Here is a 22,310-nt window from a genome sequence, read left to right on the forward strand (position 1 = left end):
GTAAATGGGAGAGTCGCATCCTTCACGGATGCGTGGATTGAAATATTATCAGTTTTGTCGCTGCTGGCGAATATGCATGTCGCATCCTTCACGGATGCGTGGATTGAAATATTTATGTCGGCTACGATTTGTCCAACATCTTGGGTCGCATCCTTCACGGATGCGTGGATTGAAATCATGGCCGCACCCCATCCAATAAACTCCCGCTAGGTCGCATCCTTCACGGATGCGTGGATTGAAATTGTTGCGAAAACGGGGATACTCCACTTTTCTGCTAGTCGCATCCTTCACGGATGCGTGGATTGAAATCGACACGATCCTAGCGGCGTACAAGGATGCTAGGGTCGCATCCTTCACGGATGCGTGGATTGAAATAACAAATCGAAGCAATCATTAGGGCGCAGCAACAGGTCGCATCCTTCACGGATGCGTGGATTGAAATGAAACAGGGGCGAGTAAGATGACACATAAAATCTCGCGTCGCATCCTTCACGGATGCGTGGATTGAAATGGGGAAGTAGCAAAGGAGTATGGGCTTTTCGTGGGTCGCATCCTTCACGGATGCGTGGATTGAAATTTGACGCGATCAAGGCATACAAAGGCAAGGAAGCCGTCGCATCCTTCACGGATGCGTGGATTGAAATGTTCATCATGAGCCGGTAGTAAATGTATCCGGGCGTCGCATCCTTCACGGATGCGTGGATTGAAATAAATCGTCGGCGGCTCTGTTGCCACGGCCAAAGAGTCGCATCCTTCACGGATGCGTGGATTGAAATCGGCACGATCCTAGCGGCGTACAAGGATGCTAGGCGTCGCATCCTTCACGGATGCGTGGATTGAAATACTGCCGTTCCAGTTTCTTCAACATGGAGTTATCGTCGCATCCTTCACGGATGCGTGGATTGAAATTGATATATGGCGGTGGGACGGAACGAAATTTTCGTCGCATCCTTCACGGATGCGTGGATTGAAATTGTTACAACCTTGGACAAGGCGGCTTAAAAGAGCGTCGCATCCTTCACGGATGCGTGGATTGAAATTTAACCCAACGCCGGTTGTGGAGCAATTAAAGGGTCGCATCCTTCACGGATGCGTGGATTGAAATCTAAAAATGCTTGCAAAATAATTATCCATGTATGTCGCATCCTTCACGGATGCGTGGATTGAAATAACGTTCGCAACGCTGATGACTCAGCCATTTTAGTCGCATCCTTCACGGATGCGTGGATTGAAATTAGGTACGCTCTCCGCTCGTTATCGTCACGTATGGTCGCATCCTTCACGGATGCGTGGATTGAAATAGACATGTAAATATTCGCATTATGCACTTGTCCCAGTCGCATCCTTCACGGATGCGTGGATTGAAATACGACAGCAGCTTTCGCTAGTGCTGGACTATTACAGTCGCATCCTTCACGGATGCGTGGATTGAAATATCCAAAGCCATGCCGACGTGATTAGCCACGCCAGTCGCATCCTTCACGGATGCGTGGATTGAAATTTGATTATGGTGATAGCGTGTTATTCGTCCTGATCGTCGCATCCTTCACGGATGCGTGGATTGAAATCATCCCGTACAGTTTTTTTTGATTCGTCGGAAATGTCGCATCCTTCACGGATGCGTGGATTGAAATCCATAAGTTTAGTTAGACCTTCGCTCGCGTACTGCGTCGCATCCTTCACGGATGCGTGGATTGAAATATCCGGATATCTTTAAATTCGGTTATCGTAACATGCCGTCGCATCCTTCACGGATGCGTGGATTGAAATTAATTCGCGCTTGTGGCGCTTGAGATCCTTTTCCGTCGCATCCTTCACGGATGCGTGGATTGAAATATACCCCCTTATGTGCTTCGATGTTCAAAACTGGTCGCATCCTTCACGGATGCGTGGATTGAAATATCAGGCTGTAGTCCAGCATGTTCACATGCGTTCGTCGCATCCTTCACGGATGCGTGGATTGAAATTTGGCAATCGGGCAGGCAGCCAGAATGATGCCTGTCGCATCCTTCACGGATGCGTGGATTGAAATAAATCCGCAAAGAGGACAACGTAAAAGTAACTTCGTCGCATCCTTCACGGATGCGTGGATTGAAATTCCTGCAAGCTTTGCGGCAGTTTGTTCCAATGATGTCGCATCCTTCACGGATGCGTGGATTGAAATTCTGCTTCTAAATCAGCACGGCTTTTGCGGAGGTGTCGCATCCTTCACGGATGCGTGGATTGAAATGTATTAACGCTTCCGCGCCGGGCGCGATCACGGTGTCGCATCCTTCACGGATGCGTGGATTGAAATTCATCACGCAAGCGCCCGCTAGCATCACGCCATGTCGCATCCTTCACGGATGCGTGGATTGAAATGCACACATGCTTTAGCCAGCATGCAGCGCGGCTTGTCGCATCCTTCACGGATGCGTGGATTGAAATTTTCATATGCTGCTGAATCGATTCATGCCGCGAACGTCGCATCCTTCACGGATGCGTGGATTGAAATAAGATCAGAATGCAGATGGACCCGGGCAGGGTTAGTCGCATCCTTCGCGGATGCGTGGATTGAAATGTGAAGAATTGGAAAGGGATCGTTAAGTTTATCGTCGCATCCTTCGCGGATGCGTGGATTGAAATTCCATCGGCGTCGAAAGGGTGTCGAAACTGGATTGGTCGCATCCTTCGCGGATGTGTGGATTGAAATCGGCGATTGTATTGCACAGAGCAAGACGGATAGCGTCGCATCCCTCGCGGATGCGTGGATTGAAATCATCTTGTGTTGTGTTTGTCCATCCGCACCGATTGTCGCATCCCTCGCGGATGCGTGGATTGAAATAAAAGCATGACCGAAGTTGTTAAGGCCTGGCTGTTGTCGCATCCTTCGCGGATGCGTGGATTGAAATCATGCCGCCCGAGCTTTGCAGCCGCATGAATTGGTCGCATCCTTCACGGATGCGTGGATTGAACTACCATCTTATCGATCATCAGTCCATGCAGCTCTGATCTGCTTGTCCATGTAAAAACGCCTCCCGGCTCCATAGCCGAAAGGCGTTGCGCTTGACGGGTATTCATTTTAACCTTCGTTACCGCTTCGCCTTATAAAACTCATGATACAGCTTCATCAGCGCCCGCTTCTCGATCCGCGACACGTATGAGCGGCTGATTCCCAGTTCCTTTGCAATCTCACGCTGCGTCCGCTCCTCGCCCCCGGCTTCCAGTCCGAAACGACCGACGACAACTTCCCGCTCCCGTTCATCCAATATATCCAGATTGCGGTATATTTTTGACTTTTCGATCTTGAGCTGCACCTTATCGACAACATCGTCGGCCTCGGTGCCGAGAATATCGATGAGCGTGATCTCGTTGCCTTCCTTATCGGTCCCGATCGGATCATGCAAGGAAACGTCCTTGCGCGTTTTTTTTAGAGAACGAAGATGCATCAGGATCTCGTTCTCTATACAACGTGCGGCAAAGGTAGCCAGCTTGGTCCCTTTATCCGGAGAAAAAGACTCGATCGCCTTGATCAACCCGATGGTTCCGATAGAGATCAGATCTTCTAGGTCTTCGCCGGTGTTATCGAATTTTTTGACGATATGGGCAACGAGTCGAAGATTATGTTCTATCAACATATTCCGGGAGTATTGATTTCCTTGGGCCATTAACCTTAAATGCTTTTCTTCCTCTTCTTCGGCAAGCGGTTGTGGGAATGCGTTGTTTTTTACGTAGGAAACCAGTAACATTAATTCCTTGATGAATAGCGCAATGGCGGAGAAAAATCCGGGCATGCTGGGCCACCCCCTCAAAGTTATAAAAAAGCTACTTTCGTTGCAGTTGTATGGGTCGGCGGAGCATAAGGGAATCGGAGGCATCCGCTGAAAGATTTGTTTTATTTTATGTGGGCGGCAGCCTAGAAGTGCCTGTACTTACAAAATAGTTTGTTGATTCAAAAAAATAACCGGAGTCCAGCTGCACGTTGATCTCCCTGGTAATGTACGCACCAAAACAGTCATGTGCTCTGATCGATAACTTTTTTTTCCACAGCCATACTTCCATTTTTATATTAAGTTGGAAATAATAGCAAAGTGTCTTTGTGTCATTTTCCGTACAACTTCCCCAGTACTTCAAAAACTATAAGTCCTTGTCTAATTATGGCTCAACCTTAAAATCAGTGCTTGACGATTAAATCCCTTAGCGATGCCGATTGCACTTCAAAAGGATACCGTCCTTGTAGTTGCGACGATTGCGCGTAAAGTAACGACGGCGCTGGAAAGCCTTAATGCGATTATGGCTGCCTTCTACCGTGGCGTTCGTCCATCTGCACCGATGATAGTTAACGATCTCCACCTTCCAGTTTCGCATCGTTTTTAAGACAAACAGAGGAAGTCTGGATGGTTGGCGGCGAAGACTCGCAAATCCTCCAGCTTACGGCCCGGCAGCAAATCCGAGCATCGTTTCGCCGCGAAGATTATGAATACCGGTATTGTAGGTGCCCCTTCATGATCGCGAAGTCATCCACGCCAAGCACCAGCCCATCGTTTTGGCTTCTGCCCAAGCTTTGGCTTGAACGTGCTCGCTCATCTGCGAAATGGCCTCCTCGTGCAGACGTTGCACCGTGCTTGTCGGAGCTTGCAGTATGCGGACACTATGCGCTGCTGTTGAGCCGAGCGCGTGCTCGACGGCAATGGAGCGAAAATGCTTGCTGTATTGCTGTTTGTGTCCCACAAATCCGTAGACCCACCCGAATCCGACGTGACAAGACTTGCAGTACAAACGAATCGCGGGGTTCGATTTAAAACCCAAAAACTAACGTTGTATTTAGCCCATATCGATATTCCCAGCACAGAAGCCGACGATGTCATGTTGTTTCAGTCTAGGCAGCAGCCTGAGCTCGTCGTTCGTGACGAGTCATCGTCGTGGTTTGCCCTTTAGGCGCATTGCTAGTATATACCATTGACGGTACACTTGAACCAAATCGCTCATGAGCGGGGAGGATTGGATGATCCATATGGATCGGATGTCCAACTTTAGATGCGAGCTGCTGGGAGGGAAAAGCAATCCATGAAACGACCGTGTGGGCTGCGGTGGCATCGAAGTTTGGATTATATCGTGATCGTTGCCGTCATTTTGTCCGGGATCATCGGCTTCACTTATTTCGTCAATGGCGGTTTTTCCGAGTTTAAAGGGAAATACGTCTATACGTTGGAAGACGAGCCCGGCTGGGAAGCGGTCATGGGGGAGGTGCAGGTGGCGGAAGGCCGGATCGTCGATGAAGGCATCCCGTGGAAGCCGTACGAAGCGTTGGCAGCAACGCCGGAAGCGAAACGGTATGCCGGGGTATTCTGGGTGAAACGTACGCTGCCCGAGCCTGCGGAGCCGCAGCGAGATCCATTGCTGCAGATTCGCGACTCCAAGAAGTACCAAATTTATCTGGATGGTAAGCAAATCGCCGATTTTAACTGGAGCCGTCCGAGCCGATGGATCGATCCGTATTATGAAAAAGATTTTTATCGGCTTCCTGTCGATTATGCGGGGAAAACGATTTATTTGCAGGTGATGCCGCAGAAGGACGGGGGGCTGTACTTCGGCCGGCTTATCATATTCGAGGCCAGCAGCATCATGACGCAGATCATTCGGGCGAATTTGTTGACGATCGCGCTGACCGTCTGTTATGCATTCCTCGGATTCGTCGCGTTCTGCACGTTTTTGTTTTACAACAAGGAGGCGCTGCACGGCTACTTTTCACTGCTGAACTTCAGTGTGGCATATACCTGCTTCGCCCGTTCGAGTATTGTGAGCTTGTTTGATCCCCCGTTATTTGTCGGCTACTTTCAGAATCTGGGTCCGCTGCTTGGTGCGTTCGCCATATTCGGTCTGCTTGAACAACTAGCCGAAGAAGGTCCAGTTAGACGCGCTTGCCGCAACGTTGCCCGCTTTATGCTCGCGTATACGGTCATTTCAAGCGTGCTGGCTCTTGATGACGGGTATTGGTTCATGGCAACGGAATATTATGTATACCCGATCGCGCTTGGGGCGGCTCTATTGTATTTAGCTCGTCCGATGCTGCATTGGTTTCGTCATCGCAAGGACGCGGAGACGCGCTGGCTCGCTTTTGGCACCGTCATGCTCGTTCTATCGAAAGGTCTGGAATGGCTTTTCCTATACGTTCCCTGGATCAATGCCTTTGCGATAGGGCATATGCCTTATTTCTCCTATTATTGGAAGGCAAATCTGTTCTATGTGGGCATGTTTCTGTTCGTGCTCTCCTTGGGGATGATGATCGTCTCCAGACTGAAGGATGTTTTTCGCCAATCCCGCAAGCTTGCGGAACAACTGCGGGATAAAAACGACCGGCTTGAATCGATGGATCAGCTGAAGGATGAATTTCTCGCCAATACGTCCCACGAATTGCGGACGCCTCTCCATGGGATGATCGGTCTGGCCGAGTCTCTATTGGAAGGGCTTGCCGGACCGCTTCCGGAAGCGGCTCGCCATAACCTGCATCTGATCGCAGCCAGCGGCAAGAGGCTGTCACGGCTTGTCAGCGATATTCTGGATTTGGCTAAAATCAAACACCGCGATATCCCGCTGCATACGGAATCCGTACAACTGCGTGATGCAGTCGGTGTTGTGTTGGCCGCTTTCAGTCCGATGACTGTCGGTAAAAGCGTTCTGCTGGTCAACCAGGTCGATGCCGCTCTGCCGCCGATCGCTGCGGATCCCGACCGATTGCAGCAAATATTGTACAACCTGATCGGCAACGCCGTGAAATTTACGCCATCGGGGGAAATTGCCGTGAACGCCGTGCTGGAAGGCGAATGGATGCGGATTGCAGTCGCGGATTCGGGAGTGGGAATTCCCGGCGATAAGCTGGCTGCCGTATTCGAGCCATTCGAACAAGTTGGCGAGATTGCCGCGACGCTGGAGGGAACAGGACTTGGCTTGCCGTTAACCAAGAAGCTGGTCGAACTGCAAGGCGGTTCGATCCAGATCCGTTCTGTGCCGGGAAAAGGTACGGAATGCTCGTTTACGATGCCGCTCGTGGGCGGGGCTGACTTGACGTCCGAAGAGCACGGGAACGCGGAGTCGGTGCCGGTGCAGGATACAGGAACAGCGAATCCGACTCGGTCGGCGGAAGAACGTCTGCAGGCCAAACCGAACTCTTCTTCCGTTCCTTCAGCAGTATCGGACGGTTCGGGCATAACTTTGCTGCTCGTTGACGATGAGTCAATTAACCATCAGGTGCTGGACAATTATTTGTTTCAGCAGCCGTATACTCTGATCAAAGCTTATTCCGCCGGAGAAGCGCTGCAAATGTTAGAACAGCATAGCATAAACTTGGTGCTGCTCGACGTTATGCTTCCCGACGGAAACGGGTACGACATCTGCCGGTCGATCCGCAAGCAGTTCTCGGCCAGCGAGCTACCGGTCATTATGCTGACGGCGAGGAATCGGCTGACCGATCTGTTGGAAGGATTCGACGCCGGCGCGAACGACTATTTGACCAAGCCTTTAGCGAAGAATGAGCTGCTCGCCCGTATTAACGTTCAACTGCAGCTATCGCGGCTGACCCATTCGCTAGAGCAGCTCGTGCAGGAGCGGACCTCCGATTTGGAGCGCGTGCACCTTCGTCTGCAGCAATCGATGCAGGCAACGGCTCAGGCAACGGCAGAGCTGCAGGTCGTCGAAGAGCGCAACCGGATTGCCGGCGACATTCACGACATCGTCGGTCACACGCTTACTACGACGATCGTTCAGCTTGAAGCGGCCAAGCGGTTGCTGATGCGAAACGACGAGCGGGGGTATGCCAAGCTGCAGCTCTCGCAGGATCTGGTTCGCAAAGGCCTGGAGGAAGTGCGCGAATCGGTACGGATGATGAAGCAAAGCGGCGCGGACTACGATCTCGAGCCTGCATTGCGGGAACTGTTGGAGGAAACCGTGCAGGCGGCCGGTGTAACGGCAGAGATACGGATTGAACAGCTTCCGCCGCTTGGCCCGCTGCATAAAAAAGTGATTTTTTACGCTTTGCGCGAAGGGTTGACCAACGGCATCCGCCATGGAGAGTGCCGCCGTTTCCGGTTCGAGCTCGATCATCAGGACGGCTGGATCCGCTTCGTCTTGTGGAACGATGGCAAGCGATGTGAACCGGCCGCCGGGCCAGGAATCGGCCTGCGGGTTATGACCGAGCGGGCGAGATCGCTCGGCGGCTCTTTAGAGCTCTCGTCGCCGGAAGACGGGGGCTGCTTGCTGACGCTTTCGTTGCCAGGGGATATGTAATGGGATTAGGCACATGACGACATTGTAGGGATTGCGTAGGACTCTGCTGTCTCGTTTGGAGGTGCGGCTTAGGCCAAATTCTTCTGGTGATCGTCGGAAGCTGGGGATGAGGGGATTGCTGGTCTGGCAAACATTTAATAGAAGGTGGAGTCGACCAAACGTCCGCTGGGCGAAGCAGGCTGCAATCTGCCGCTCGATGTATTGAGAAAGAGAACGTACTACATCTTCGTTCTTTAAACAACACTCGCAAGGATGTTTCCCTGCATGATCCAATTAGAAGCGATAGAGGAAGGCAATGAGATTACCCCTAATAGCAGTTGGACCCGAATCCTCCATATGGTATGATGGTTTTTAATGGAAACGGCTGCATTCCAAGTTTGTAGGAGGGATCATATGACGAAACAGGGGAAATGGATCATCGATGCGCTCCTCGTGTTGCCCGACAAGGTAATGCAGGGCAGTTTATTTATAGATGGAAGCACCATAGCCAATATTGTAGAGGACAAGGCGCCTCATTCGCTCATCAACTTAGACAAGCACGAGGTCATCGACGCCAGAGGCGCGTTCGTTCTGCCCGGTTTAATCGATATACATTGCGACGCTATCGAGAAAGAAGTCCAGCCGCGGCCGAATACGCTGTTTCCAATGGATTTGGCGCTGTACGAATTGGAAAAAAAGCTGGCCGGCAACGGAATCACCACCATGTATCAATCGATCTCCCTTGGAGTAGGGTTAAGCCTTCGCGGAGATGAGCTTGTCGTTCAGTTGATCGATCACATTCGCCGGTACCGCGACCAGCGTTCGATGATTCGGCATCGCGTGCATCTGCGATACGAATTAATTCATTTGGCGGGGCTGCAGCTGGCCGAAGAGCTGATCCGCGCGGGTGCCGTGGATTACATGTCCTTTATGAATCATGGGCCTGGTCAAGGACAATACAAACGGCCGGGGTCCTTCGAAGCTTACGTGATGAAGAATCAAGGCGTGGATAAGGAAGAAGTAAAGAAAATCGCCGAGAATGCGTTACAAAAGCAAGCGGCCATTGATTGGGAAGATATTCGGGCGCTCAGTCAATTGGCGCATCAGCACCGCATTCCAATAGCTTCGCATGACGATGACTCCGAAGAAACCATTATGAAGGCTCTCGAGTTTGGGGTAACCGTCAGCGAATTCCCTTTGAATTTGGAGACGGCGGCTTACGCCAAGGACAAGCAATTGTATGTATGTGTCGGGGCGCCTAATGTGGTAAGAGGCGGGTCGCATGATAAAAATATGCGTGCGATCGACGCCATCCACGCCGGGACAGCGAACATCGTATGCTCCGATTATTTGCCTTCATCCTTGCTTGCAGCTGTATTTACGATTGCAGAAGATGAGCGTATGAGCCTCTCCGATGCCGTGAACATGGCGAGTTTGAACCCCGCAAAGGCGATGGGGATAGACAGGCATTTCGGTTCTATTGAACAAGGCAAAGCGGCCGACCTGCTGCTTGTCCAATCCATCGAAGGATACCCCTGGATTCAACGGACGATCGTCGATGGCACCACGGTATATTTGTCCGACTTTTTCCACGGGACCGTATCGTAGGAGGGGACTTATGGAACTATCCCGTTATGTGCTGCCAGGCGGCAAGCTTGACGATGCCCTTATTTTAAACAAAGAAGCCATATACAAGGGCATGAACGGAAAAGTCATCGAACGGTTCTTCATTCCTGCCGAGCAGAGGACGCAAAGCTACATATTCAAGCCGCTTACTAATGTAGAAACGATAGGCAGGGAGCGGTGGGCCCATACCGAGATCATACCTTTGGTGCCGCAGATTCGGACACCGAAAATACTCGCTCAAGCGGACCATTCCGATCCGGACCGATATTGGGCGATTATGGAGGATTACGGCAGACTGTCGCATGAGCTCAGCGAAGAGGATCTTGTGCTCGCGGCGGGGGTCATTCCTTTCTGGCATCAGCTCTCGCAGCAGCTCGTACCGGAGCACTTAACCGGCAACAAGCCCAAGCTTGAACAAGCGTTGGAAACCGTGCAAGGCAAGTGGGAGAACGTAAAATGCATACTGCAGGCTTCCGGCATGGACGCCAAGCTGATAACAAAATTTTATACGGCAATAAATAATGCGCCATTTGGCAGCTCTCAGGAGACGGTCGTTTCTCAAGGGGATTTCCATCGAGGGAACATCGCCATACAGAATCAAGGGGTGGTTGTCCTTGACTGGGAGCACGTTCACCGAAATTCGCCTTACTGGGACTTGTATAACCTTATTGATATGACGCACCCGGTCATTCGAAGGAGAACCACTCAGGCTGGCCGGGGTGCAGCGCTGCGTACCTATGCTTCCAGACGCACTGAGCTGGGGTGGATGGGATCGCAGTCGGAGCTAGAGGCGGGGTACTACTTATACTCGGCCATCTATTCGGCATGGATGCTGTTGTTGATTGAGGCGGATCGGAGTAAGGGTGTATTTCGGGTGGACGATTTACAAGAGGCGGAGAAGGAAACGTTGACTTCGTTTGCCGAATGCATGAGCCAGCATTAATGTAAAAAGGAACCCGCATCGCTAGGGGCATAGCTCCCTAGTATATCGACCCTTAATTAATATGACTATGGTTTGTGTATGATATACTCTTCGTAGCGAGCAATGAACGGAGATATACCAGAAGCCTTTAAACCATCTAAACTTACTGAAGAACAATTTGCTACACTTCAAACCGCAACCTATCTGGTTGGCAAACTGGAGTATGCCGGGATTCGATAAAGCTGTTCAATATGTGAACAAGATGTATAATGCAGGCTCGATTAGCCCGAATTTCGCAACTGACAAGGATGGAAAGCTGCTCGATGCCGATTTTTCCAATGGAAAAGTCGGAGCATTCCAGTCGAACTGGGATGGTCCGTGATCAGAGCGGCAAGGCAATTGAAGACGAGTATATTAAGAATTACAAGGCTCAGAATAGTAAATAATAACGAATTGATAGTCCAGAAGGGGCTGTGAAAGGCACGCAGCGAGAGATCGCGAAGGAGCTCGGGATCAGCCGTTCATACGTATCGCGGATTGAGAAGCGGGCACTGATGAAGCTGTATCACGAGTTTTATAAGGCGAAGCGGTAAAGAAATGCGAAGGTTCAATTGAATCCGGTTAAGGGAAACGCCTTTCGGCAATGGAGCCGGAGGGCTTTTTTTGTATAAGAAAACATGCAAGGACTATTCTTGCATGATCCGATCGGAACCGATAAGGAAGGAAATGAAATCACGCAGAAGCGGCGATCGTGACAGCAACCGTACACCAATGACTCCGCTTGGTAACCTTACTGCTTACGGATATGATTCGCACAATCGACTCAGCAAGGTTGGACCATCAGAGAATAATTCGGATGCAAGTTATAGTTATAACAAAATCGGCCGATTGGCGGAAAGTACATTAAAGAGAAGGAACTTTTATTTATTTATAGAATTAATTGGTTTGGAATGTATAAAGAATTATCAGAAATAACACGTGAGAAAATCCTTTATGGGCATACATGTTATTATTTGGATATTACAAAAGGGATGTTGGTGTGTATATGAAAAAGAAAATGATTCTTTCGTTACTTTCAGGATTACTGTTACTCCCTGCTTCAGTTGTTTATTCGGCAAATCCATCTATGCCAACGGATACTAAAGAAATTACACTTCAATTAAATCAATCGCTTGCCGAAATAAACGGAAAAACCGTACCCCTCCAGGCTGCACCGATTTTGATCAATGACACAACGATGGTACCTTTACGGTTCATTGGGGAAGTCCTCGGAGCTGAAATTGCTTGGGAAAACACTACACGTACGATTACTGTTACGTATGAATCATCAACGATCCAACTTGTTGTCGACGAATCGATGGCGATAGTCAAGGGCCAGCCAAAGTCATTGGATCAGCCGGTGATGATGCAAAATCAAACGGTCCTGGTTCCTCTTCGGTTTATTGCGGAAAATTTTAATCAACATGTTACTTACGACGATAGAACACAATCTATTAAAATAATTTCAAATATTAGCAATCAGCAACCAACCCAAAAACCGCAGCCGAAAAAGTTGGATAAGATTACTGTGGATAACTTAACAGACGGAAGAGATATCGGCGGAACAGGTACTATTCGGGGGATGTTTGGTAAGATAGACTTGACGAGTCTTGTGACAGATAATAAAAAGAACGTTTATTTTTTAAAAATCGATCCTACGCTCCATGATGGTTTCGTAATCTATCGCTATGATCATGAGACCGGTCTAAAAGGTATACCTATATCCGAAGAGAATTTTACTTTTACTTATATGAACAAAAATAATACCACCAAGCAATTTCGAATTGATAACTTCAGGCCTCGCAAATTAACTTATGATGAAACCCACGATCGACTTTATTTGATCGGGGATTCTAAAGACAATGAGATCAAATACGTTGTGTATGAAGTATTTCCTGAATTAAAAATGATCACATATCAAGAACAAGCTGATACGATGAATCAGGAACGTAATTTTTTTACTACCGTCAACGGTAAAGAGTTTTATTACAGCGACTTGTTCCGAGAAAGCATTTATATGGCACAAGAAGGCAAAGAAAGTGAGCGGTTAACTTATTTTACGACCGATCGATCGAACAATGAGATGGCTTCCGTTGTAAAGGAAGGTCAGATTTTTATTTTTGATAAAAACCTTAAAACCATATATAAATTAACTGCTGCACAATTAAGTAAGGTTGCTGATGTAAATATTAATGAAAGAATTACTTCTATAAATACTTTCAATGGAAATTTTTATTTAGCTACGGATAATAAAATCTTGCAATTAAGTGTAGATGGACAGGTAACAAATTATGTAGGTTTATCGGATATCGTTATCTATAATTCAGGCGTTTATAACCCAATTACAAAAACTTATGATCAAGTGTATGGGGATCGGCTCCCCCAAAAGGATTTAATGGATACAGAACAAAAAGGGGGCGCGAGGCCAGAACCAGCCAAGCTAACCGAATTTTCTCAATTCGCCGTTGACTCCAACGGTAATGTAATTGTTTTGGATTCGAATTGGGCACTTAGAAGAATCAATTTATTTGAAGAATAAGCATTAATTTATACCATCTATGATTAATCGAGCCTCAAGGTGTGCTTCTAAGGTGTCCGATGAAACTTCTTACGTCATATCCTTCCAACGCGCACTAGTTTATTTGACTACCATTAATAATGAGTTTATAAGGCTCTGAAGTCGGTCTCGACGTTGGAATGGTCACCTAGTAATAAAACCGAAGTCGGCAATACTGGATGAGCTCCTTACCCACGTTACACCGGATAATCTCCATAAAGAGATTTCAACCGGCGAACCACGAGGACGGGAGTCATGGTGACAAATCAGTAGCGCGGCGACTTGGTGTGGTTACAATTCAACCCACAATCAGGTCATGAGCAAGCTGGGAAACGCCTTGCTTTGGTCATTTCACCCGCAGCGTATAACGGAAAGGTCGGGCTTTCTCTGCTCTGTCCGGTCACCGCCAAGATTAAGGGTTATCCATTCGAGGTTATCATTCCGCAGGATTTACCGATCGAGGGGGCAATCCTCTCCGATCAGGTGAAAAGTCTCGACTGGCAGTCCCGACAGGCAGCTTTCATCTGTAAGGTATCGCATGAGACGCTGCAGAAGTCGTTTCAAAAAATGGAGTTATTGATTCGCTGAGATGGACAAGGGCAATTGAGATTTCCGGACTTTCCATCGACGGACAGATATCCCACCCCCTCGTACCATCTGTTTCTTGAATGGCATACTTTCTCAACAAGCTCCGGCCCGCCGATGATGGCGGGCTTTTTCAGGTTGAATCGAGCATGTAAGACAGTCGCTTTTGACAAACGAGTTGTAAGAATTATTAGAAAATTTTAGTTGAAAGGACAACGGTAGATGTGATACGATCTGGTTAAGCGCTTTCATTCCAGATTTGCCCAATTGTCGCGTTGTAATTCTTCCTAGGCGAGGCGGATTGAAGGAGATTTGAGCAATGCTTATCCGCCTTCATCATTAAACCGGTTTAATAAAACCGGTTTACACTTCGGCGGGAAAGGAGGGCCGCATGGCTACGATTAATGATGTCGCGAAGAGGGCGGGCGTATCGAAAGGCACCGTCTCCAGCGTATTCAGCAAAAAGCGGCCGATCAGCACGGAGGTTACGGAGCGGGTGCTGGCGGCTGCCAAGGAGTTAAGCTATTTTCCCAATCAGCTTGCGCGCAGCCTGGCGATCAAAAAAACGATGATCGTCGGACTGAAAATACCGATATCGCGGGAGCATGCGATGTCCGGATTCGAGGTCCAGCTGATCAATGGCGTCATCCGGGAATGCTCCAAGCGAGGATACCGTGTGCTGCTGGATACGCTGCCCGAGCATGACGATCCGATCCACTTTGCCGTAGATCCGGTAGACGGCGTCATCATGCTCAATCCCCGCACGAACGACCCCAGAATCGACAGATATAAATTGATGCAGACGCCGCTCGTGCTGATCGGGAGACCGGATCCGATGGATGCGTCGGTATGCTACGTCGACAACGACAATGTGCGCATCGGCAGTCAGGTCGGGCAATATTTGATCGACAACGGGCATACGTCGGTCTTGTTTCTGAACGCGTCCTCCGACATGACGGTAGCGGCCGACCGGAAGAGCGGTTTGTACGAGGCATTCGAGCGCAGCGGGCTGTCGACGGAGCAGCTCAAAGTGCTGCATTATTCCAGGAAGCAGCACGGCAATCCGACCAAGTACGGCTACGTATCGCTTAAGCATTCGTACGGCAATCATGAATTCACCGCCGTTATCGCGGATACGGACCGCGTCGCTCTCGGTGCGTTGCAAGCGACCCGTGAGCTGGGCATCGTTATTCCCGAGCAATTATCGATTGTCGCCTTGAGCGACGATCCGATATTGGCACAAGAAACGTCGCCGAAGCTGACGTCCGTCGAGCTGTCGGCCGAATTGCTGGGCTCGGAAGCGGCTAAGATTCTGCTGAAAAAAATAAAAAACATCGGCATTGTGCAGCAAAAGGTGATCGACGCCAAGCTCATCTTACGTGAGTCATGCAAGACGTACGTTTAATCGGCCTCACAGACGTTTTCATATTGAGGAGGTAGTTGCATGGTGAAACGGTTCAAATTTGGTCTTATTTTGTTATCGTTCCTGCTGTTTGCGGCGGCATGCGATGCGGGCAGCAATACGGCGCAGGACTCATCCCCCAAACCGCAAGGCAGCGAGCCGGTGAAGCAGGCGAACAAGACGGCGCCTTCGAAAGTGCCGGTGCTTGTTGCAAGCGCTTTATCCGAGCCGCCGGCGCTGGCGGATGCGGTCAAATCGGGCAGCCTGCCTTCGCTCGACAAACGAATTCCCGCCAAGGAAGACGTCATGGTGGAAGGCGTCGTCGAGGAGATCGGCAAGTACGGCGGCGAATGGCGCATGCCGTGGAAAGGGCCGAATGACCGGTGGACGATCGGCAAGCCGACGGAGGAAGCGTTGTTCCGCTTCAAATCGGATGGCAGCGGCGTTGAGCCGAACGTAGCCAAAAGCTATGAAGTCAATGCCGATTCGACGGAGTTTACGATTCATCTGCGCAAAGGGATGAAATGGTCGGACGGCGTCCCGTTCACAGCCGACGATGTAATCTTCTACTGGGAGCACATGCTGAAGAAAGAAACGTTCGGCAAAAAAATATATGACGCGTATTACTCGGTCGATCCGGTGACGGGAGAAAAGGCGCTCGCCGAAGTGACCAAGGTCGACGATTATACGTTCAAGGTAAAGCACAAGTACCCGAGCGTGCTGTTCCTTGAGCGGGTCGCCATCGACAACAAGTGGTTTTTTGCCCCCGCCCATTTCCAGAAGACGATTCTGCCTGAGTTTGTAGGCGAAGAGAAGGCGCTCGCCATCGCCAAACAGTGGGGCTTCAGCGACGTCAAGACGTTCCTGGTAGAAACGGGATATTACTACTGGATTTATCCGCAAATTCCGACCTTGCGGGCGTGGCACGCAAAGAACGATCCGAACAGCGACGTGTTCGTGATGGAGCGAAATCCGTACTATTGGAAGGTCGACGAGCAAGGAAAGCAGCTTCCGTATATCGACCGCGTCAATTTGAAAAAAATTCAAGACGGCAATCAATCGCTATTGGATTCCCTGGCCGGCAATTACGATTTGAACCAGTTTACGTTCAAAGACTTCACCGTGCTCAAAGAAAACGAAAAGCGCGGCAACTACCGCGTATTGCAGTGGACGAACACCGCCTGGTCGAGTACGGGCGTGGAGCTGAACCAAACGACGGAGGATCCGAAATACCGCACGCTGTTCCAGGATATTCGCTTCCGGGAGGCGCTCTCGGTTGCCGTCGACCGCACTGAAATATCCGAGATCATTACAAGCGGTCTCGGCAAGCCGCAGCAGGCCTCGGTGCCCAAAGGCTTGGTCGGTTATCAGGAGGGCTGGGATCAGCAGTGGGCAAAATACGATGTCGCCCGCGCCAACAAGCTGCTCGATGAGATCGGACTGACGAAGCGGGACGCCCAAAACTTCAGGCAATTTGCCGACGGATCGAACCTGGCGCTCACCTTCTATACCGATACGACCACGAACTCCCCGTTCATGGAGCTGATCAAAAAATATTACGAGGCTGTCGGGCTCAAGACGGACCTGAAAATCGTCGATCAAGGGACATTGCAGGATTTGAAGTATGCCAACAAGGTGCCGGCATTCCCGTATACGGTGAACCTGGTCAACGTAGCTTTCCGACCCGACGAACTGGTGCCGCTGCGCGTGCTGACGCCGTGGCTCGGACATTACGGATTGTATACGCAATCCGGCGGCAAGGAAGGCGTGAAGCCGGAAGGGGATGTCGCCAAAATTCTCGAAGCGTGGGATAAAGTGAAATCGGCCAAAAATGCGGAAGAAATTACGAAATGGAGCAACGAAATCGTCAAGCTGCATCAAAAAAATCAATGGGTTATCGGTTATACCGGACCGACGCCTTCGCTGACTGTGGTCCGAAACAACATGCGGAACGTGCCGGCGGAGCTGGTGGATGTCGATGAATTCCGCAATCTCGGGCACGCCCACCCGGCGCAATTCTTTTTCAAGTGAGAGGAAGCGATGTAAGGGGGAAAGCGGTTTCCCCCTTTCTTTCTAAAGAAATGAGGGAGAACGGATGCTGCGATATATTGTTCGAAGATGCCTGCTTATGATTCCCGTCGTTTTTGTCATCTCCGTCATCGTGTTCTACATCATACAGCTGCCTCCCGGCGATTTCGTATCGAGCTATGCCGCCAAGATGGCCACTGCCGGCGATGTCATGACCACGCAAGAGATGCAGCAGATGAGGGCGCAATACGGGCTCGATCAGCACTGGCTTGTACAATATTTCTTTTGGGCTAAAAATATCGTTCTGCACTTTGACTTCGGCTACTCCTACAACTTTAACAAGCCGGTGACGGCGGTGATCGGACAATTTTTGCCGCTGACGCTGGTCGTCTCCATTGTTACGATGGCATTTACGTATCTGGTGGCGATCCCGGTCGGCATTTACAGCGCCGTCAAGCAGTATACGGCCGGCGATTATATTTTTACGGCGATCGGTTTTTTGGGCATGGCGACGCCGCACTTTCTACTCGCGGTCATTCTGATGTACCTCTCCTATGTGTACTTCGGCGATCCGCTGCTTGGATTGTTCTCGGAGGCGTACGCGAACAGCGCATGGTCGTTTGCCAAAGTGCTCGATCTGCTGAAGCATATGATTATTCCGATCGTCGTGATCGGGCTGGCCAGCACGGCCGAGCTGATCCGCGTCATGCGGGGGCAAATGCTGGAGGAGCTGAACAAGCCGAACGTGATAACGGCCCGCGCCAAAGGCTTATCGGAAATGAAAATTATTTGGAAGTATCCGACGCGCGCCGCCATGAACCCGATTATTAGCACGATCGGCTGGTCGCTGACCCATATATTCACCGGCTCGACGATTACCGCCATCGTGCTTAATTTGCCGCTGCAGGGGCCCGTCATGTATAACGCATTGCTCGCGCAGGATATGTATTTGGCCGGAACGTGGCTGTTTTTTATGGCGATCTTGACCGTGCTCGGCACTTTGATCTCGGATATACTGCTCGCTTGGCTCGATCCGAAGGTCCGCACGGAATACAAAGGTGGGTGAGCGATGAAGACGATACTGAATCATCCGTTCCGCTTCGCCGGCCGGAGGAAGACGAAGCCGATCACCGAGGAATATTACAGCTCCCAATGGCGGCTCATGTACCGTAAATTCAAAAAACATAAGCTGGCCCAATGCAGTCTGTTTTTTTTGATCGCGCTGTATGCAGTTGCGCTGTTCGGACAATTTATCGCTCCGCAAGGGCTGCTGAGCTACGACAGTCAGTACGTCAATACGGCGCCGATGCCGTTGCGGTGGGTCGATGCGGAGGGCAAGTTTCATTTGCAGCCGTTCGTCTATGGACTCAAATCCGGCAGAGACCCTGTGACGCTTCGCAAAATGTATGTGAACGACACGGAAACCAGGTATCCCGTGAAGCTGTTCGTGCAGGGGGAAAGCTACAAGTTCTGGGGCTTGTTCCCGACCAATCTCCATTTGTTCGGCGTAGATCAGCCCGGCAAATGGTTCCTGTTCGGCACGGACGGCATGGGCCGGGACTTGTTCTCGCGTATCGTGCTCGGCAGCCAAATCTCTCTTAGCATTCCGCTCGTCGGCGTGACGATCAGCTTCCTGCTTGGCATCGTCATCGGCGGCGTGTCTGGCTACTTCGGCGGATTGATCGATTCCATGATTCAACGGCTGATCGAAATTATCCGCTCGTTCCCGACGCTTCCGCTCTGGATGGCGCTGTCGGCGGCGATCCCGCCACGCATTCCGGTCGTGCAAATGTATTTTTACATCACGATTATTATGGCGTTCATCGATTGGACGGGACTTGCGCGGGTCGTCCGCAGCAAATTCATCTCGCTGAAAAATGAAGATTTCGTCATGGCGGCCAAAATCTCGGGCGTCCGCAATATGAAAATCATCCGTGTCCATCTGGTGCCAGGCTTCATCAGCTATTTGGTCGTCGCCGCCACGCTGGCGGTCCCGTCGATGATCCTCGGCGAGACAGCGATGAGCTTTCTCGGGCTCGGCATCCGCGCTCCTGCCACGAGCTGGGGCGTCCTGCTGCAGGAAGCCCAGCAAATCGAGAATGTCGCCTTATATCCATGGAAGCTCATTCCGCTCGTCACGGTCGTCCTTACGGTGCTCGCCTATAATTTTGTCGGCGACGGCTTGCGCGATGCGGCCGACCCGTACAAGAAATAATGAACGCAAACTTGACGAAAGGGAGGGGAAAGCCTATGACGGCTCATCGCGTGAACGCCGGTTCGCCCCTGCTCTCCGTGTCGGATCTGAAGATACAAATCCGCATGGATGCGGGCACGCTGGCCGCAGTCGACGGGGTTGACTTTGAAATCAAGAAGGGAAAGACGCTCGGCCTTGTCGGTGAGTCGGGCTGCGGGAAGAGCTTGACCAGCCGGGCGATTATCGCGATCAATCCGAAGGAATGCGAGACGTCGGGAAGCATCCGGTTTCAATCCGCTTCGGAGTCTTCCGCCCAGCCGGTCGATTTGCTGAAACTGGACCCGACAGGGCGTCCGATTCGCTCCATACGTGGCAAAAAAATCTCCATGATCTTTCAGGAGCCGATGACCGCCTTCTCTCCGATGTACTCGATCGGCAACCAGATTGTGGAGGCGATATTAACGCATCGCACGAAGAACAAAGCGGAAGCGAAGCGGATCGCGCTCGATATGCTGCGCAAGGTCGGCATCTCCGACGAGGAGAAGCGGTTCGAGCAATTTCCCCATGAGTTTTCCGGCGGCATGCGGCAGCGGGCGATGATTGCGATGTCGCTGTCCTGCAATCCGGAGCTGCTGATCGCCGACGAACCGACGACGGCGCTCGACGTGACGATTCAAGCCCAAGTGCTTGAATTGATGAAGCAGCTGCAGCAGGAGTTCGGCATGGCAATCCTGCTCGTCACGCACGATCTGGGCATTATCGCCGAAATGTGCGACGAAGTGGCGGTCATGTATCTCGGCAAAATCGTCGAGCAGTCCACTGTCAAGGAAATATTCAACAACCCGAAGCATCCGTATACGAAAGGCTTGCTGCATTCCATGCCGAAGCTCGGACGCAAGCACGCACGGCTGGAATCGATCGAAGGCACCGTGCCGCTAGCGCTCGATATGCCGCCGATGTGCGGATTTTACGACCGGTGCAAGGAGCGGATGCCGGGCCTATGCGATCAGCAGGCCGTCCCGGTAACCCGGGTCTCTCCCGACCATACCGTCCGATGTTTCCTTTACGATGAGAAGGGAGAGGAGGTGGAGCGGCATGCCAAGGCCGATTCTGCAGGTCAACCGCTTGACGAAGCACTTTGACGTCAAAAAAAGCTTGTTCGGCTTCCGCAAGCAGGCTCCCGTTCGCGTCGTGTCGGATATCTCCTTCGAGCTTCGCGAAGGCGAGACGTTCAGCATCGTCGGGGAATCCGGCTGCGGCAAGACGACGCTGGGCCGCTGTATCGTGCGGGGAATCGACGCTACCTCGGGCGAGGTTATCTATTATCCGGAGAACGGGGGGCGGCGCGACTTTCTCAAGCTGAAGGGCAAGGAATACAATGAGTACAGACGGGACATCCAGATGATATTTCAAGATCCGTATTCTTCCTTAAGTCCCCGGATGAGCGTCTTTAACATTATTAGCGAGCCGCTGACGGCTAGCCGCAAATTAAGCAAAGCCGAGGTCAGGGAAAGAGTGACGGAAATCGCGGAAAAAACGGGGCTTAATGCGAGCTACTTGGAGCGGTATCCGCACGCCTTCTCCGGCGGGCAGCGGCAGCGAATCGCGATTGCCCGGGCGCTGGCCAGCCGGCCCAGACTCATCGTGTGCGATGAAGCGGTGTCGGCGCTCGACGTGTCCATCCAGGCGCAGATCATCAATCTGCTCAAGGATTTGCAGAAGCAGTACAAAATCACGTATATTTTCATCTCTCATGATCTGAGCGTCGTGGAGCACATCTCGGATCGCGTCGCTGTCATGCATCTGGGGCGCATCGTCGAGCTGGCGCCGGCCGACTCGCTGTTTGCAAGCCCGCAGCATCCATACACGGAAGCGCTTCTATCCGCCGTGCCGATGCCCGATCCGAACGTCAAGAAGGAACGGATCATACTGGAGGGTGAAGTGCCGAACCCGGCCAAGCCGCCGAGCGGCTGCCACTTTCATCCGCGGTGTCCGTATCGGACGGACAAATGCGTGACGGAGGAGCCGGTCGTTCGCGAGCTTGCGGCCGGTCATTACGCATCATGCCATTATGCCGGCGAGCTTCAACTCAAGGGCGTTCACGCTTACGAAAAGGTGGATCAAGACCATGGAGCCTAAACAAATCATCGTATTTCTGGACAGCGGCGATACCATTATTGACGAAGGCACGGAAATTCGCGACGAACACGACGTCGTCATCCGGGCGGATGTCATCCCGGGGGCGGATGCGATGGTGAGAACACTTGCGGAGCGGGGATACACGCTGGCTTTGGTGGCCGACGGGCTGGCGCAGTCTTTTAAAAATATGTTTGTCCAGAACGGGATTTACGATTATTTTGAGACGATGATTTATTCGGAGACGATCAAGGCGTTCAAACCGAGCCCGCGCATGTTCAAGGCGGCGATGGGGGCGCTTGAATTGAACGAGAGCGACCGTTCGAGGATCGTGATGGTGGGCAACAACTTAAAGCGGGATATTAAGGGCGCCAACCAAATGGGCTTTACGAGCGTGTTCCTCGACTGGACGCCGAGGTATCCGAAGACGCCGGACGATGAGAGCGAGCGCCCGGATTATACAATCGGCACGCCGATGGAGCTCGTCGATCTGGTCGAACGTTTGAATGCGGAGTATATCGAAGCGAAGCGGGCGACAGACGCGCACTGACCGTTTCGGAACGAAAACATGGATCTGAAC

13 protein-coding genes, 2 pseudogenes and 1 CRISPR repeat array (1 of these 16 running past the window's edge) are annotated in these 22,310 nt (G+C 51.2%); of the genes and pseudogenes, 13 read left to right on the forward strand and 2 right to left on the reverse strand.

What is annotated here, in order from left to right:
- Positions 1–2,956: a CRISPR direct-repeat array (repeat unit 32 nt; unit sequence GTCGCATCCTTCACGGATGCGTGGATTGAAAT); it begins 2,361 nt to the left of the window's first position.
- Between the two features lie 115 nt (positions 2,957–3,071).
- Together sigK and KXG62_RS34645 are read right to left on the reverse strand one after the other, a co-directional pair.
- Positions 3,072–3,773 carry an RNA polymerase sporulation sigma factor SigK gene (gene sigK / locus KXG62_RS15215; protein ID WP_218092843.1) on the reverse strand — a complete coding sequence of 234 codons (702 nt, stop codon included), beginning with the start codon at positions 3,771–3,773 and terminating at the stop codon, positions 3,072–3,074.
- 403 nt (positions 3,774–4,176) lie between these two features.
- Positions 4,177–4,770, reverse strand: a pseudogene (locus KXG62_RS34645) (transposase); the annotation flags it as partial.
- Between the two features lie 276 nt (positions 4,771–5,046).
- On the opposite strand from KXG62_RS34645, the gene KXG62_RS15225 reads away from it, so the two are divergent.
- The 13 genes and pseudogenes from KXG62_RS15225 (at position 5,047) to KXG62_RS15285 (ending at position 22,280) form a co-directional block, all read left to right on the forward strand.
- Positions 5,047–8,262, forward strand: coding sequence for an ATP-binding protein (locus tag KXG62_RS15225; protein ID WP_218092844.1), 3,216 nt, complete (start codon positions 5,047–5,049; stop codon positions 8,260–8,262).
- 393 nt (positions 8,263–8,655) lie between these two features.
- Positions 8,656–9,849, forward strand: a complete 1,194-nt coding sequence (locus KXG62_RS15230) for an alpha-D-ribose 1-methylphosphonate 5-triphosphate diphosphatase (RefSeq protein WP_218092845.1) — start codon at positions 8,656–8,658, stop codon at positions 9,847–9,849.
- Positions 9,850–9,859: 10 nt separating this feature from the next.
- Positions 9,860–10,810: a phosphotransferase gene (locus tag KXG62_RS15235; protein WP_218092846.1), complete on the forward strand. Its 951-nt coding sequence runs from the start codon at positions 9,860–9,862 to the stop codon at positions 10,808–10,810.
- A gap of 446 nt (positions 10,811–11,256) precedes the next feature.
- Positions 11,257–11,382: pseudogene (locus KXG62_RS15240) on the forward strand (sigma factor-like helix-turn-helix DNA-binding protein); the annotation flags it as partial.
- Positions 11,383–11,834: 452 nt separating this feature from the next.
- Complete coding sequence (locus KXG62_RS15245) at positions 11,835–13,367, forward strand: copper amine oxidase N-terminal domain-containing protein (protein ID WP_218092847.1); 1,533 nt, start codon at positions 11,835–11,837, stop codon at positions 13,365–13,367.
- A 300-nt stretch (positions 13,368–13,667) separates the two neighbouring features.
- A complete protein-coding gene (locus tag KXG62_RS15250) occupies positions 13,668–13,973 on the forward strand; it encodes a type II toxin-antitoxin system PemK/MazF family toxin (protein ID WP_218092848.1) in 306 nt (101 codons plus the stop codon).
- 388 nt (positions 13,974–14,361) lie between these two features.
- Positions 14,362–15,375 carry a LacI family DNA-binding transcriptional regulator gene (locus tag KXG62_RS15255; protein ID WP_218092849.1) on the forward strand — a complete coding sequence of 338 codons (1,014 nt, stop codon included), beginning with the start codon at positions 14,362–14,364 and terminating at the stop codon, positions 15,373–15,375.
- Between the two features lie 39 nt (positions 15,376–15,414).
- Entirely contained in the window at positions 15,415–17,403 is a 1,989-nt protein-coding gene (locus KXG62_RS15260; protein WP_218092850.1) for an ABC transporter substrate-binding protein, read from the forward strand.
- A 64-nt stretch (positions 17,404–17,467) separates the two neighbouring features.
- Positions 17,468–18,466 carry an ABC transporter permease gene (locus KXG62_RS15265; protein WP_218092851.1) on the forward strand — a complete coding sequence of 333 codons (999 nt, stop codon included), beginning with the start codon at positions 17,468–17,470 and terminating at the stop codon, positions 18,464–18,466.
- 3 nt (positions 18,467–18,469) lie between these two features.
- A complete protein-coding gene (locus tag KXG62_RS15270; RefSeq protein WP_218092852.1) occupies positions 18,470–19,615 on the forward strand; it encodes an ABC transporter permease in 1,146 nt (381 codons plus the stop codon).
- Between the two features lie 35 nt (positions 19,616–19,650).
- A complete protein-coding gene (locus KXG62_RS15275; RefSeq protein ID WP_281426821.1) occupies positions 19,651–20,736 on the forward strand; it encodes an ABC transporter ATP-binding protein in 1,086 nt (361 codons plus the stop codon).
- A complete protein-coding gene (locus tag KXG62_RS15280) occupies positions 20,690–21,733 on the forward strand; it encodes an ABC transporter ATP-binding protein (protein ID WP_218092853.1) in 1,044 nt (347 codons plus the stop codon). Before KXG62_RS15275 ends, KXG62_RS15280 begins: the two co-directional genes overlap by 47 nt.
- Positions 21,723–22,280 (forward strand): HAD family hydrolase, encoded by a 558-nt coding sequence (locus KXG62_RS15285; protein WP_218092854.1) that lies wholly within the window; start codon positions 21,723–21,725, stop codon positions 22,278–22,280. Before KXG62_RS15280 ends, KXG62_RS15285 begins: the two co-directional genes overlap by 11 nt.
- Positions 22,281–22,310 lie beyond the last annotated feature (30 nt).

It is taken from the genome of Paenibacillus solanacearum, from assembly GCF_910593845.1.
Classification (GTDB): Bacteria; Bacillota; Bacilli; order Paenibacillales; family NBRC-103111; genus Paenibacillus_G; species Paenibacillus_G solanacearum.

Coding starts and splice junctions, on each gene's coding strand:
- KXG62_RS15275 (WP_281426821.1), top strand. CDS start 19,651: ATGACGGCTCATCGCGTGAACGCCGGTTCGCCCCTGCTCTCCGTGTCG.
- KXG62_RS15245 (WP_218092847.1), top strand. CDS start 11,835: ATGAAAAAGAAAATGATTCTTTCGTTACTTTCAGGATTACTGTTACTC.
- KXG62_RS15265 (WP_218092851.1), top strand. CDS start 17,468: ATGCTGCGATATATTGTTCGAAGATGCCTGCTTATGATTCCCGTCGTT.
- KXG62_RS15225 (WP_218092844.1), top strand. CDS start 5,047: ATGAAACGACCGTGTGGGCTGCGGTGGCATCGAAGTTTGGATTATATC.
- KXG62_RS15260 (WP_218092850.1), top strand. CDS start 15,415: ATGGTGAAACGGTTCAAATTTGGTCTTATTTTGTTATCGTTCCTGCTG.
- KXG62_RS15230 (WP_218092845.1), top strand. CDS start 8,656: ATGACGAAACAGGGGAAATGGATCATCGATGCGCTCCTCGTGTTGCCC.
- KXG62_RS15270 (WP_218092852.1), top strand. CDS start 18,470: ATGAAGACGATACTGAATCATCCGTTCCGCTTCGCCGGCCGGAGGAAG.
- KXG62_RS15285 (WP_218092854.1), top strand. CDS start 21,723: ATGGAGCCTAAACAAATCATCGTATTTCTGGACAGCGGCGATACCATT.
- KXG62_RS15235 (WP_218092846.1), top strand. CDS start 9,860: ATGGAACTATCCCGTTATGTGCTGCCAGGCGGCAAGCTTGACGATGCC.
- KXG62_RS15255 (WP_218092849.1), top strand. CDS start 14,362: ATGGCTACGATTAATGATGTCGCGAAGAGGGCGGGCGTATCGAAAGGC.
- KXG62_RS15280 (WP_218092853.1), top strand. CDS start 20,690: ATGCCAAGGCCGATTCTGCAGGTCAACCGCTTGACGAAGCACTTTGAC.
- sigK (WP_218092843.1), bottom strand. CDS start 3,773: ATGCCCGGATTTTTCTCCGCCATTGCGCTATTCATCAAGGAATTAATG.